Consider the following 13150-nt stretch of genomic DNA (forward strand, 5'->3'; position numbering starts at 1 on the left):
AAAAGCCGAAAGCACCACGCATGTCCACGCAAGCAAACAGCCAGCAGTCCGCCATCCTGCAGTCCCCCAACAAGGTCAAACTGATAGACGCCGTCGCCGGCGCAGGCAAAACCACGACACTTGCGATGGAAGCGCGCCAGGCTCGCGACGACGGCCTCTCCGAGCGCGGCATCCTGGCCCTCTGCTTCTCGCGCGGCGCGCGCCTGCGCTTCCATGAAAAGCTGAAGGAGGAAGTGGGCGAGGACAGCGCCGTCTTCGTGATGACGGTCGAGGATTTCGCGCGCCAGCTGATCGAGGATCTGGCCGAAAAAGGCCGCATCACCAGGCCCGTCGCCCATGCCGACGTCGAAGGCATCCGCGGCGAACTGGTCGCGGCCGCCGCGCGCGTCTGGCAGCGCTACCAGGAACAGGGCGTGCGCAGCGACTTCAATTTCGGCCTCGACGAAAACAACCAGCACCTCGACGACATCGCGCGCCGCCTGGCCCAGCTGAAAGCCGCCCTCGCCACCGCCGACTTCGCGCCGAAGGGCAACGACAGCTTCGCCGACGAGAACGACGACGACGCCGACTACGACGAGAGCGGCGACGGCGAGCTGGCCGGCCAGGCCGACCCGGTCGCGGACATCATCCGCGAATACGAAACGGCGCGCCATCCCTACCCCGACGACTTCCGCTGGCAGGGCCCGAACGACGCGGTGGCCGACCTGGTCTACCTGCTGCAGCGCCAGCCCGCCCTAAGCCAGGAACTGCGCCGCTGGTCGCTCTACCTGGTCGACGAATGGCATGACGTGAACGCGGCCGAATTCGAGCTCCTGCTGCGCCTGCGCCGCGGCGCGCGCCTGGTGGTGGCCGGCGACAAGGACCAGACCATCAACCGCGACCGCGGCGCCGATCCGGTCTACTCCGGCCAGCGCTTCGCGGACGCCTACCGCGCGGACGGCAAGCGCTTCCCGCTGGGGATGTCCTACCGCTTCGGCGCGGACGCCGCCGTGCTGGCCGACGGCCTGACCGGCAATGGCTGCGAAGGCCGCCCGGACCGCGATACCCTCGTGCGCCGCGTGCCCTACGACCCGGCGCAGCCGGGCGCCTGCGGGCAGCTGGTGGCCGACACCATCCGCACCGCGCTTCAAAAGGGCCGCCCCAAGCCAAGCAACCGCGACTTCGCCGTGATGCTGCGCGACGTCGACCAGAGCATAGCGATCGAAACCGCGCTGATGGAAGCGAAGATCCCGTACAAGTGCGACGGCTTCGAGACCTTCCTGCTGCTGCCGGAGATCCTGCTGCTGCGCGGGATCCTGCACTACGTCAGCAACGATTACGCGGCCCTGAAAGGCCATCCCGAGACCTGCGTGCAGATGGTGCTGGCGCTGTCGCGCTATTTCTATCTCACGCGCGATCCGAAGCACTGGAACCTCGACTGGGCCGAGCGCCGCTCGGTGCTGGGCTATGCGCAGGACGAGGTCAAGCGCACGCCGGAAGTCCTGAAGAGCTTCTTCGACGGCGCCCTGCTGCGCGAGACGGAATTCGACAGCGCGCAGGCGCGCCAGTCCAAGAACCTGATCCGGCCGGTGATTGCTTCGATGACGTCGGCGGCGGCGTCTGCGACTGCGCACGAGCTGCTGCTCATGCTGCGCGAGCGGGTCGATTTGCACGACGCCACCAGCCGCGCTTTCGTGAGCCGCGACCGCGTGGCCTCGGCGCGGCGCTCCATCGATGCCTTCCTGCGCTTCGCATCGACGCACGGCCAGGTGCCCGCCGCCGAGTTCCTGTCCCGGCTCACGCAAATGGAAAACGACGTCGCACTGGTGCGCAAGTCGAAAAGCGCCAACAGCATCGGCACCCGGCGCAGCCTGGTGCGCGTGACCACCATCCAGGCGGCCAAGGGACGCGAGTGGCCATACGTGCTGGTGCCCTTCCTGGAGCAGGACGAGTTCATCCGCGGCAGGGATGCAGGTAACGAGGTGCGGCACCTGTATGTGGGATTGACGCGGGTGATGAAGGAGCTGGTTTTGTTCGAGCCGGATGAGGGGTCGGCGGGGAAGCGGCTGGCGTATCTTCGTTAACCCGTGAAGGTAAGCGCTCCCGTAATCGTCGTCCCCGCGGAGGCGGGGACCCAAGTTCTGCTTGCGCTAACGAAGCGCGTCCAGCTTGGCGGGATGACGGTCTTAAGGTCACGGGTTCCCGTTTTCAGCCCCGCTTCTGCACCAGCGTGAGGATGTCATAGCTGGCCACCAGCTCATCGTTCTGGTTGGTGACCTGCACATCCCACGCCACCACGCCCTGCCCGCGGCCCTGTTCGTCGGTGCGGTTGCGGTCCACCTTGCGCTTGCAGGTCAGGCGTGCGCGGATGGTGTCGCCGATCGCCACCGGCGCCACGAAGCGCAGGTTGTCCAGACCGTAGTTGGCCAGCACCGGGCCCGGCGCCGGCGAGACGAACAGGCCCGCCGCCGCCGACAGCACGAAGTAGCCGTGGGCGATGCGCTTGCCGAACTGGGTGTCCTTGGCCGCGATCTCGTCGAAGTGCATGTAGAAGTAGTCGCCCGACACGCCGCCGAAGTTGACGATGTCCGCCTCGCTCACGGTGCGGCGGTGGGTCAGCAGCGAGTGGCCGATTTCCAGGTCTTCGAACCAGCGGCGGAACGGGTGGATATCCGATTCCTTGACCTCGGCGCCGCGCACGTATTCGCCGGTCACCGCCGCCAGCATGGTCGGCGAGCCCTGCACCGCGGCGCGCTGCAGGAAGTGCTTCACGGCGCGGATGCCGCCCAGCTCTTCGCCGCCGCCGGCGCGGCCCGGGCCGCCGTGCTTCAGCTGCGGCAGCGGCGAGCCGTGGCCGGTCGAATCGACGGCCGAGACGCGATCCAGGATGTGCACGCGGCCGTGCGAGGCCGCCGCCACCGGCACCGCGTGCGCGGCGATGGCCGGGTCCTTCGTCACCAGGGTCGTCACCAGGCTGCCCTTGCCGCGCGCGGCCAGGTGCAGGGCTTCGTCGATGTCGCGGTAAGTCATCATGGTGCTGACCGGGCCGAAGGCTTCGACATCGTGCACGGCATCGTTGCTCATCCCATTGCGGCACAGGATCAGGGTCGGCGAGAAGAAGGCGCCGTTGCCGCAGTTTTCGCCCACCGGCTTGAAGCCGTCGCGGGCGCTGAACAGGACCTCGTTGCCGCGCGCGAGCATCTCGACGCGTTCCGACACGTCGCGGTGCTGGTCCATCGAGGCCAGCGCGCCCATGCGCACGCCCTCGACCTTCGGATTGCCGACCACGATTTTCGATAGCCGTGCGCGCAGGCGCTCGCCGACCGCCTCGACGTGCTGCTCGGGCACGATGATGCGGCGGATCGCCGTGCATTTCTGGCCGGCCTTGCCGGTCATCTCGCGCGCGACTTCCTTCACGAACAGGTCGAATTCCTCGTCGTCCGGGCCCACGTCCGGCGCCAGGATGGCGCAGTTGAGCGAATCGGCTTCCGCCGTGAAGGGCACGGCTTCGCGGATCAGGTTCGTGTTGGCGCGCAGCTTGGCGGCGGTGTCGGCCGAGCCGGTGAAGGTGACGGCGTCGAAGCCCGTCATGCGGTCCAGCAGGTCGCCGGTCGAGCCGATCACCAGCTGCAGCGAGCCTTCCGGCACCAGGCCCGATTCCATCATCATCTTCACGGTGGCGTGGGTCAGGTAGCTGGTGGCGGTGGCCGGCTTGACGATGCAGGGCATGGCGGCCAGGAAGCTGGGCGCGAATTTTTCCAGCATGCCCCAGATCGGGAAGTTGAAGGCATTGATGTGCACCGCCACGCCGCCGCGCGGCACCAGGATGTGGGTGCCGGCAAAGCCGCCGCGCTTGCCCAGCGCCATGGCCGGGCCTTCGTGCAGCACGTTCGACGAAGGCAGCTCGCGCCCGCCCATGCTGGCATACGCGAACAGGGTGCCGATGCCGCCTTCGACGTCGACCCAGCTGTCCGGGCGCGTGGCGCCGGTCAGGTGCGAGATCTCGTACAGCTCTTCCTTGCGCTCCATGAGGTACAGGGCCAGGGCTTTCAGGCGCTGGGCGCGCTTCTGGAAGTCCATCTGCATCAGCGCGGGGACGCCCTGCTTGCGGGCGTAAGTGAGCGCTTCGTCGAAGTCGATTTTTTCGGCGTGGGTGTGGTAGATCAGCTGGTTGTCCAGCGCGCTGTGCAGGGGCTGGTGGGCAGCTTCGCCTTGCCAGCGACCGGCGATGAAGCTTTGCAGGGTTGTTGGGGTCATTTGGATTGTCTCCTTCGGTCAGTTTGGTCTAACGTCAGTTTTTCGAATTCGGATGCTTACCTTGGGGGGATGATGCCGGGGGCATCATCCCGCCTTCGCGGGGACGACGTATTTGCGCCGTCGTTCCCGCGCAGGCGGGAACCCAAGTTACAGACATACAGTCAGCTTTTCTTCGGCTTGTGCGGCTCATCGAACACCATCCGCCCACGCCCCGGCTCGACCTCGGTCAGCGCCTCCACCTCACGCAGCGACTTCATCGACCGCAGCGCCAGATCGTGATACTGCCGCGTCCCATAACTCTTCCACGCGATCTCTTCATCGCTCACAGGACGGATCACCTTGGCCGGCGCCCCCAGCACCAGACTGCGCGGCGGGATGGCCATGCCGGCCTTCACGAAGCTTGCTGCGCCGACGATGGACTCCGCGCCGACGACCGCCTTGTCCATCACCACCGCATTCATCCCGACCATGGCGTTGCGGCCGACGCGGCAGCCGTGCAGCACCGCGCCATGGCCGATGTGGCCGTCGGCTTCGACCACGGTGTCATCCTCGGGAAAGCCGTGCATCACGCAGGTGTCCTGGATATTCGCGCCTTCCTCGAGAACCAGGCGGCCGAAGTCGCCGCGCAGCGAGGCCAGCGGGCCGACGTAGCAGCGCGCGCCGACGATCACGTCGCCGATCAGCACCGCGGTCGGGTGCACATAGGCTGTTGGATGGACCACCGGGCGGATGCCGTCGATTTCGTAGACCGGCATTTCAGACCCGCTCGACGATGAGGGCGATCCCTTGCCCAACGCCGATGCACATCGTGCACAGCGCATAGCGGCCGCCCGTGCGGTGCAGCTGGTTCACGGCCGCGGTCACCAGGCGCGCGCCCGAGGCGCCCAGCGGATGGCCCAGCGCGATGGCGCCGCCGTTCGGGTTCACGCGCGGGTCGTCGTCGTCCAGGCCGAGGTCGCGCAGCACCGCCAGGCCCTGCGAGGCGAAGGCTTCGTTCAGTTCGATCACGTCCATCTGGGCGATGGTCAGGCCGGTCATCTGCAGCAGCTTTTTCGTCGCCGGCGCCGGGCCGAAGCCCATGATGCGCGGCTCCAGGCCGACCGTGGTCATGCCGACCACGCGGGCGCGCGGGGTCAGCTTGTACTGGTCGATGGCGGCCGAAGATGCCAGCAGCAGCGCGCAGGCGCCGTCGTTCACGCCCGAGGCGTTGCCGGCGGTGACCGAGCCGTCCGGCGTCACCACGCCCTTCAGCTTGGCCAGGCCTTCGATGCTGACGTCGGGACGCGGATGCTCGTCGGTGTCGAACACGCGCGATTCGCCTTTCTTGCCGAGCAAGGTCACCGGCACGATCTCTTCCTTGAACACGCCGGCAGCGTGCGCGGCGGCCCATTTCTGCTGGCTGCGCAGCGCGAACTTGTCCTGGTCCTCACGGCCGATGTTGAAATCGCGCGCCACATTCTCCGCCGTCTCCGGCATCGAGTCGATGCCGTATTCCGCCTTCATCTTTGGGTTCACGAAGCGCCAGCCGATGGTGGTGTCCTCGATTTTCGCCGTGCGCGAGAAAGCGGTATCCGCCTTGGCCATCACGAAGGGGGCGCGGGTCATGCTCTCGACGCCGCCGGCGATGATCAGGTCGGCCTCGCCGGTCTTGATCGCGCGCGCGGCCAGGCCGACCGCATCCAGGCTGGAGCCGCACAGGCGGTTGATGGTGCTGCCCGGCACCGATGGGGGCAGGCCGGCCAGCAGGCCCGCCATGCGCGCCACGTTGCGGTTGTCCTCGCCGGCCTGGTTGGCGCAGCCGTAGTAGACGTCGTCGACCTTCGCCCAGTCCACGCCTGGGTTACGGGCCATCAGCGCCGCGATCGGCAGCGCGCCCAGGTCGTCCGCGCGCACGCCGGCGAGCGCGCCGCCGAAGCGGCCGAAGGGGGTGCGGATGGCGTCGACGATGAATGCGTCACTCATATTGGAATCTCCTCGGTTTTATTGGTTGCGCTGGTCGACCACGCGCCGGGCCTTGCCCGTCATCGAACGCTCGATGCCTTGTGCAGGCAGCAGGTTCACGCTGGTCGTCACGCCGATATAGGTCTTGATGCGGTGTTTCAGTTCCTGGGACAGGGTCTGCACCTGTTCATCCGAAAACGCGCCCTCGCGCAGTTCGCAGCGCACTTCCAGCTTGTCGAGGTGGCCGTCCTTGCTGACCACCAGCTGGTACTGCGGGGCCAGGGCCGGCATCTGCAGCACCTGTTCTTCGACCTGGCTGGGGAAGACGTTCACGCCGCGGATGATCAGCATGTCGTCCGAACGGCCGGTGATGCGGTCCATGCGGCGCATGGCGCGCGAAGTCGGCGGCAGCAGGCGGGTCAGGTCGCGCGTGCGGTAGCGGACGATGGGCAGCGCCTCTTTCGACAGCGAGGTGAACACCAGCTCGCCCTCTTCGCCGTCGGGCAGCACTTCGCCGGTGTCCGGGTCGATGATCTCGGGATAAAAATGGTCTTCCCAGATCACCGGGCCGTCCTTGCTCTCGATGCACTCGCTGGCCACGCCCGGGCCCATCACTTCGGACAGGCCGTAGATGTCGACCGCGTCGATGCCGGCGCCCTCCTCGATCTCGCGGCGCATGGCGGCGGTCCAGGGCTCGGCGCCGAAGATGCCGACCTTCAGCGACGACGTGGCCGGATCGATGCCCTGGCGCTTGAATTCCTCGACGATGTTCAGCATGTACGAGGGCGTGACCATGATGATCGAAGGCTGGAAGTCCTGGATCAGCTGGACCTGCTTCTCGGTCTGCCCGCCGGACATCGGCACCACGGTGCAGCCCAGGCGCTCGGCGCCGTAGTGGGCGCCCAGGCCGCCGGTGAACAGGCCGTAGCCGTAGGCGATGTGGACCATGTCGCCGGGACGCCCGCCCGCCGCGCGGATCGAGCGCGCCACCAGGTCGGCCCAGGTGTCGATGTCGCGCCTGGTGTAGCCGACCACGGTCGGCTTGCCGGTGGTGCCGCTCGATGCGTGCACGCGCACCACCTGCTCCCTCGGCACCGCGAACAGGCCGAAGGGATAGTTGTCGCGCAGGGTCTTCTTGGTGGTGAAGGGGAACTTCGCCAGGTCGGCCAGCGATGTCAGGTCGTCCGGGTGCACGCCCGCCTCGTCGAAGCTGCGGCGGTAATGGGCCACGTTCTCGTAGGCGTGCCGCAGCGTCTGTTTCAGGCGTTCGAGCTGCAGCGCCTGCAGCTCGTCGCGGCTGGCGCGCTCGATCGGTTCGAGATCGCCGGGTTGAGGAATGCGTTGCACCATGCTCCTGCTCCTTATCAGCTATTACTAAGCTGGGTATTGCTGACTTCCGCCACCATGCCGTTGACACGGTGGGACTTGCCGCGGAAGAGCGCGAGCTTGCGCCCTTCCTGGTTGGTGACGACGATGTCGTAGACGCCGGTCTTGCCGGACAGCGCCTGCTCGACCGCTTCCGCGCTCAGGAGATCGCCCTCGCGGCCCGGCGCCAGGTAATCGATGCTGCAGCCGGCGCCGACGGTGTTGAAGTTGTGCGAGTTGCAGGCGAAGGCGAAGGCGCTGTCGGCCAGCATGAAGATGTAGCCGCCATGGCAGGTGCCGTGGCCGTTCAGCATGTCCTCGCGCACGCGCATGCGCATGCGCGCATAGCCGGGGCGGATTTCATCGAGCGTCATGCCCAGCTTCTGGCTGGCCGGATCGCGTTCGTACATGGTCTTGCCCGCCAGTTCGGCCAGCTGCTGCGCATCAAATTGCATGGAAACGGGCTCCCGATGCATTCGCGGCCAGCTTGCGGCGCAGTAGCGGCGACACGCGGTAGCGGTCCTCGCCGTAAGCCTGGCCCAGGTTGTGCAGCACCGCGGCGATGTGGCGCAGGCCGACCTGGTCCGCCCAGGCCAGCGGGCCGCGCGGATAGTTCACGCCCTTCTGCATCGCGACGTCGACGGCGCGCGCATTGCAGACGCCCTGGTTGACGGCATCCGCCGCCTCGTTGGCCAGCATGGCGACGGTGCGCATCACGGCCATGCCGGGCACGTCGTCCAGGCGCGTCACCGTGAAGCCGGCCGCCTGGAACAGGCCGACCGCGCCCTGCCAGGCTTCCTCGCCGCACTGGTCGGCGCGCGCCAGCGCGATGCGCGGCGACTTGGCCGGGTCCAGCATGAGGTCGAACAGCACCGTGTTCGGATGGTTGTCGTCCGCCGCGCGCTGGGTGGCGCTGCGGCCGTCGGTCAGGTAGATGGCGGCGCCGTGGACATGGAAGGCCGCTTCTTCATGCGTATCGCTGCTGTCGAACATGGACGGCAGACTGGGCACGATGCCGTGCGGCGCCAGGCGCTCGGTGATCGCCGCCAGCATCGGGTCGAAGGCGGGATCCGCGAGGTCGCGCTTGCGCGTGACGCGCAGGTTGTGCGGGCGCTCGGCCAGCGGCTCGGCCTGGACCGCGGGCGCGGCGATTCCCTCGCCGTAGCGGTAGAAACCGCGGCCCGATTTGCGGCCCAGGAAGCCGGCGTTCACCAGTTCCTGCTGCAGCACCGAGGGCGTGAAGCGCGGGTCGTTGAAATAGGCTTTAAAAACCGACTGCGTGACCGAGAAGTTGACGTCGTGGCCGATCAGGTCCATCAGCTCGAAAGGCCCCATGCGGAAACCGCCGCAATCGCGCATCACCGCGTCCAGGGTCGGCGCATCCGCCGCCTGTTCCTGCAGCAGGCGCAGGCCTTCGGCGTAATAGGGACGGGCGACGCGGTTGACGATGAAGCCCGGCGTCGACTTCGCGTGCACCGGGTTCTTGCCCCAGGCTTCGGCGGTGGCGTAGACGGTATCGGCGACGCTTTGTTCGGTGGCGACGCCGCTGATCACTTCGACCAGCGCCATCAGCGGCACCGGATTAAAGAAGTGCATGCCGACCAGGCGCTCCGGGCGCCGCAGCCCTGCTGCGATGGCCGTGACGGAAATCGAGGAAGTGTTGGTGGCCAGGATGCAGTCCGGGCCGACGATGCCTTCCAGTTCGGCGAACAGCGCGCGCTTGACGTCCAGGTCTTCGACGATGGCTTCGACCACCAGCGCGGCATCCTTCAGCGCCGCCGTCGACGCCGCAGGCAGCAGGCGCTCGCGTGCCAGATCCGCTTCGGCGGCGCCCATGCGGCCCTTTTCGACCAGCTTGTCGTAGGACTTGCCGATGCCGGCGATCGCCTTCGTCACCGCTTCGGGGCGGGTGTCGTAGACCAGCACCTGGTGCCCGGCGCTGGCCGCCACCTGGGCGATGCCGGCACCCATGGCGCCGCTGCCGACCACGGCGATGACGCTGCCCTTGTCCAATGCGTGTTCCATTTATTCTCCCTTGAAATGAGGCTGGCGCTTTTCGATGAAGGCGGCCACGCCCTCGCGGTAATCGTGGCTGTAGCCCAGCTCGCGCATCATGCCGGCCTCCAGCTGCAGCTGCTCTTCCAGGGTGTTGGTCCAGCTGGCCAGCATCGCCTTCTTGGTGAAGGCCAGGCCCTTGGTCGGCGCCGCGGCGAAGTGCTCGGCCATCGCCATCGCCTCGATCATCAGGGCTTCGTCCGGCACGCAGCGCCAGATCAGGCCCCACTGCTCGGCCTTCTCGGCCGGCAGCTTGTCGCCCAGCAGGGCCAGGCCCATCGCACGCGCCGGACCGATCAGGCGCGGCAGCGCCCAGGTGCCGCCGGTATCCGGGATCAGGCCCAGCTTGCAGAAGGCTTCGATGAAGCTGGCGGATTTCGCGGCCAGCACGATGTCGCAGGCCAGCGCCAGGTTGGCGCCGGCGCCGGCGGCCACGCCGTTGACGGCGCAGATCACCGGCATCGGCAGGCTGCGCAGGGTCGTGACCAGCGGCGCGTAGAATTTTTCGACCGATTCGCCCAGGTCCACGCCTTTTCCGCCCGGCTCGACGGCGCGGTCGTTCAGGTCCTGGCCCGCGCAAAATCCGCGGCCGGCGCCGGTCAGGACCAGCACGCGGGCGGTTTTATCCGCCTGCAGCTTGTCGAGGGCGTCGCGGACTTCGCCGTGCATGGCCTGGGTGAAGCTGTTCAGGCGGTCGGGGCGGTTGAGGGTGAGGACGGCGATGCCGTCGTTCAGGGTGAATTTGATGGATTCGTAGGTCATGGTGTCTCCTCCTTATTGTTATCCCGTCGTTCCCGCGTAGGCGGGAACCCAAGTTGCGGGCAGATCGTAAAACTTGGATTCCCGCCTTCGCGGGAATGACGGTTTTACGGGCGGTGGTGTTTACTCGTGCACGTCGAAATCAACCACAATCCTGTCCGTCACCGGAAAACTCTGGCAACTCAACACAAACCCGCGCGCCACTTCGTAGTCTTCCAGCGCGTAGTTCACGTCCATCTCCACCTGCCCCTCCAGCACCTTGCAGCGGCAGGTCGAGCACACGCCGCCCTTGCAGGAATAGCGCATGTCGATGCCCGCGCGCAGGCCGGCGTCCAGCAGGGATTCCTTGTCCTTGTCCATCGTGAAGCTGGCGTGGACGCCATCCATCACCACCGTGACGTCGGTCTGGTGGCGCGCTTCCGCCGTCACGGGGCGCGGCTTGCGCTCGCTCTTGCCGGTGCTGGCCGCGAACAGCTCGATGCGGATGCGCTCCTTCGGCATGCCGGCTTCCTGCAGCGCCGCGGAGACGCCGTGCATCATGTCTTCCGGGCCGCAGATGAAGGCATAGTCGACGTTCTCGACGCGCAGCCAGTGCTGGAACAGCTGGCGGCATTTGTCTTCGGTGATGCGGCCGTGGAACAGCTCGATGTCCTGCGGCTCGCGGCTCATGATGTAGACCAGGTTCAGGCGCTCCAGGTACTGGTCCTTCAGGTCGGTCAGCTCGTCGCGGAAGATCACGCTAGATGAGGCGCGGTTCCCGTACAGCAGGGTAAAACGGCTGTTCGGCTCGGCCAGCAGCGTGGTCTTGATGATCGAGAGGATGGGCGTGATGCCGCTGCCGGCCGCGAAGGCCAGGTAGTGGCGATCGCTCTCCGGCTCGAGCGGCAGGTTGAAGCGGCCTTCCGGCGGCATCACGTCGATGGTCACGCCGGGACGGATGCATTCGTTGGCCCAGGTCGAGAACAGGCCGCCGTTCACGCGCTTGATGGCCACGCGCAGGCGATCGTCCTGCACCGCCGAGCAGATCGAATAGGAGCGGCGCACGTCCTCGCCGTCGATCATCGCGCGCAGGGTCAGGTGCTGGCCCTGCTGGTACTGGAACGCGTCTTTCAGATTGGGCGGCACGTCGAAGGTGACGGCGATCGCGTCGCGGGTCTCATGCTTCACCTGGGCGACAGTCAGGGGGTGGAATTTGCTCATCGTCTCAATGACACTTGAAGTAGTCGAATGGTTCTTTGCAGTCGAGGCACTGGTACAGGGCCTTGCATGGCGTCGAGCCGAACTGGCTGGTGAGGCGGGTATGTTGCGAACCGCAGTGCGGGCAGGCGACCTCCGGCTGCCGGATGGCGTGACGTTTCACGCCGTGTTTCAGGCCGCTGATGTCGATCACCTGCTGGCTAGGGGGGGCGATGCCATAGGCTTTCAACGCGGCCTTGCCGGACTCGCTCATCCAGTCGGTGGTCCAGGCCGGCGACAAGCGCGTTTCGATGCGCAGCTTGTCCACGCCGCGCGCATGCAGGGCCGCTGCCACGTCCTCGGCGATCACCTGCATCGCAGGGCAGCCGGAATAGGTCGGGGTGATCGTGACCACGCACTCGCCGGTGGCTTCGTCGAAAGCGACCTCGCGCACGATGCCCAGGTCGACCACCGAGATCACCGGGATCTCGGGATCGGGCACCTCGCCCAGCCAGGCCCAGACTTGTGCGGTGTCGGTCATTACCACTCGACGCCGGGATAGGCGCGCTGCAGGAACTGCATCTCGGCCAGGACGAAGCCGAGGCGCTCGCTGTGCCGGCCCTGCTTGCCGCCGCGCTGCATGTAAGCGTCGGGCGAAGGCATGCGCAATGTGGCTTCCTCGAACACTTCGGCCACGTGCTGCAGGAAGGCCGTGTGCAGGATTTCCGCGGCCGGGGCCACGCCCTGCGCCACCATCGCCAGGTCGACCTCGTCGTAGATGAAGGCTTCGCCGGTATAGGTCCACAGCTCGTCGACGGCGGCCTGCATCCTGGCGTGGCTGATGTCGGTGCCGTCGCCCAGGCGCACCACCAGGTCGCCGCTGCGGCGCAGGTGATAGGTGACTTCCTTGATCGACTTTTCCGCGATCTCGGCGATGCGCTTGTCGCTCGACTTGAGCAGCTCGCGCATCAGGAAGAAGTGCCAGGTATCGAAGAAGAACTGGCGCACCATGACCATCGCGTAGTCGCCGTTCGGCTGCTCGGCCAGCAGCAGGTTGCGGAATTCACGGTTGTCGCGCAGGTAGGCCAGGCGGTCCTCGTCGCGGCCCTGGCCTTCGAGTTCGCCCGCATAGCTCAGCCACATGCGGGTCTGGCCCAGCAGGTCGAGCGCGACGTTGGTGAGCGCCATGTCCTCTTCCAGCGCCGGGCCCTTGCCGCAGAGCTGGGACAGCTGCTGCGACAGGATCAGGGCGTTGTCGCCCTGGCGCAGGAGGTATTCGAACTTTGCCTTGTCCACGGTGATATCCACTGCGGACCTCACAGGTTCTTCACTTCTTCCGGCATCGGGAAGAAGGTCGGGTGGCGGTAGACCTTGCTGTTCGAGGGTTCGAACAGCGCGTCCTTGTCGCTCGGGCTGGAGGCGACGATGTCGGCCGCCTTCACGACCCAGATCGAGACGCCTTCGTTACGGCGCGTGTAGACGTCGCGTGCGTTGTTGATCGCCATCTCGGCATCCGGTGCGTGCAGGCTGCCGACGTGCTTGTGGGCGAGTCCGTGCTGGCTGCGGATGAAGACTTCCCAGAGGGGCCATTCTTTGCTCATTTTATTCGTCTCCGTTA

At 66.8% G+C, this 13150-nt stretch carries 12 protein-coding genes; 1 reads left to right on the forward strand and 11 read right to left on the reverse strand.

From position 1 onward, the window contains the following. Positions 1–20: 20 nt before the first annotated feature. Positions 21–2063, forward strand: a complete 2043-nt coding sequence (locus ACFPO9_RS24410) for a UvrD-helicase domain-containing protein (protein WP_379776131.1) — start codon at positions 21–23, stop codon at positions 2061–2063. Positions 2064–2187: 124 nt separating this feature from the next. Here the strand turns inward: ACFPO9_RS24410 and paaZ are convergent, their stop codons facing one another. The 11 genes from paaZ to paaB form a co-directional block, all read right to left on the reverse strand. Continuing rightward, complete coding sequence (paaZ, locus tag ACFPO9_RS24415) at positions 2188–4236, reverse strand: phenylacetic acid degradation bifunctional protein PaaZ (protein ID WP_379776133.1); 2049 nt, start codon at positions 4234–4236, stop codon at positions 2188–2190. Positions 4237–4397: 161 nt separating this feature from the next. Then, entirely contained in the window at positions 4398–4991 is a 594-nt protein-coding gene (gene paaY, locus ACFPO9_RS24420) for a phenylacetic acid degradation protein PaaY (RefSeq protein ID WP_379776136.1), read from the reverse strand. Position 4992: 1 nt separating this feature from the next. After that, entirely contained in the window at positions 4993–6198 is a 1206-nt protein-coding gene (pcaF, locus tag ACFPO9_RS24425) for a 3-oxoadipyl-CoA thiolase (protein WP_379776142.1), read from the reverse strand. A gap of 18 nt (positions 6199–6216) precedes the next feature. Continuing rightward, complete coding sequence (paaK, locus tag ACFPO9_RS24430; RefSeq protein WP_379776145.1) at positions 6217–7527, reverse strand: phenylacetate--CoA ligase PaaK; 1311 nt, start codon at positions 7525–7527, stop codon at positions 6217–6219. Positions 7528–7541: 14 nt separating this feature from the next. Then, positions 7542–7997, reverse strand: coding sequence for a hydroxyphenylacetyl-CoA thioesterase PaaI (gene paaI / locus ACFPO9_RS24435; RefSeq protein ID WP_379776148.1), 456 nt, complete (start codon positions 7995–7997; stop codon positions 7542–7544). Beyond that, positions 7987–9567 carry a 3-hydroxyacyl-CoA dehydrogenase PaaH gene (paaH, locus tag ACFPO9_RS24440; protein ID WP_379776151.1) on the reverse strand — a complete coding sequence of 527 codons (1581 nt, stop codon included), beginning with the start codon at positions 9565–9567 and terminating at the stop codon, positions 7987–7989. The genes paaI and paaH overlap by 11 nt, the downstream gene beginning before the upstream one ends. Continuing rightward, the gene (paaG, locus tag ACFPO9_RS24445; protein ID WP_379776153.1) at positions 9568–10359 is read right to left on the reverse strand and encodes a 2-(1,2-epoxy-1,2-dihydrophenyl)acetyl-CoA isomerase PaaG; all 792 of its coding nucleotides are present in this window, start codon (positions 10357–10359) and stop codon (positions 9568–9570) included. A gap of 120 nt (positions 10360–10479) precedes the next feature. Continuing rightward, complete coding sequence (paaE, locus tag ACFPO9_RS24450) at positions 10480–11556, reverse strand: 1,2-phenylacetyl-CoA epoxidase subunit PaaE (RefSeq protein WP_379776156.1); 1077 nt, start codon at positions 11554–11556, stop codon at positions 10480–10482. Positions 11557–11560: 4 nt separating this feature from the next. Further along, positions 11561–12073, reverse strand: a complete 513-nt coding sequence (gene paaD / locus ACFPO9_RS24455; protein ID WP_379776159.1) for a 1,2-phenylacetyl-CoA epoxidase subunit PaaD — start codon at positions 12071–12073, stop codon at positions 11561–11563. Then, positions 12073–12828: a 1,2-phenylacetyl-CoA epoxidase subunit PaaC gene (gene paaC / locus ACFPO9_RS24460; protein ID WP_379776162.1), complete on the reverse strand. Its 756-nt coding sequence runs from the start codon at positions 12826–12828 to the stop codon at positions 12073–12075. The genes paaD and paaC overlap by 1 nt, the downstream gene beginning before the upstream one ends. A gap of 20 nt (positions 12829–12848) precedes the next feature. Beyond that, positions 12849–13133, reverse strand: coding sequence for a 1,2-phenylacetyl-CoA epoxidase subunit PaaB (gene paaB / locus ACFPO9_RS24465; protein ID WP_047821541.1), 285 nt, complete (start codon positions 13131–13133; stop codon positions 12849–12851). Positions 13134–13150: the final 17 nt, after the last annotated feature.

Source organism: Massilia aerilata (genome assembly GCF_042656905.1).
Lineage (GTDB): Bacteria > Pseudomonadota > Gammaproteobacteria > Burkholderiales > Burkholderiaceae_D > Telluria > Telluria aerilata.

What these genes read in the sequence shown, in the direction of transcription:
- paaG (WP_379776153.1), bottom strand. Translation starts at nt 10,359, where the DNA reads ATGACCTACGAATCCATCAAATTCACCCTGAACGACGGCATCGCCGTC.
- ACFPO9_RS24410 (WP_379776131.1), top strand. Translation starts at nt 21, where the DNA reads ATGTCCACGCAAGCAAACAGCCAGCAGTCCGCCATCCTGCAGTCCCCC.
- paaY (WP_379776136.1), bottom strand. Translation starts at nt 4,991, where the DNA reads ATGCCGGTCTACGAAATCGACGGCATCCGCCCGGTGGTCCATCCAACA.
- paaH (WP_379776151.1), bottom strand. Translation starts at nt 9,567, where the DNA reads ATGGAACACGCATTGGACAAGGGCAGCGTCATCGCCGTGGTCGGCAGC.
- pcaF (WP_379776142.1), bottom strand. Translation starts at nt 6,198, where the DNA reads ATGAGTGACGCATTCATCGTCGACGCCATCCGCACCCCCTTCGGCCGC.
- paaD (WP_379776159.1), bottom strand. Translation starts at nt 12,073, where the DNA reads ATGACCGACACCGCACAAGTCTGGGCCTGGCTGGGCGAGGTGCCCGAT.
- paaZ (WP_379776133.1), bottom strand. Translation starts at nt 4,236, where the DNA reads ATGACCCCAACAACCCTGCAAAGCTTCATCGCCGGTCGCTGGCAAGGC.
- paaK (WP_379776145.1), bottom strand. Translation starts at nt 7,527, where the DNA reads ATGGTGCAACGCATTCCTCAACCCGGCGATCTCGAACCGATCGAGCGC.
- paaB (WP_047821541.1), bottom strand. Translation starts at nt 13,133, where the DNA reads ATGAGCAAAGAATGGCCCCTCTGGGAAGTCTTCATCCGCAGCCAGCAC.
- paaI (WP_379776148.1), bottom strand. Translation starts at nt 7,997, where the DNA reads ATGCAATTTGATGCGCAGCAGCTGGCCGAACTGGCGGGCAAGACCATG.
- paaE (WP_379776156.1), bottom strand. Translation starts at nt 11,556, where the DNA reads ATGAGCAAATTCCACCCCCTGACTGTCGCCCAGGTGAAGCATGAGACC.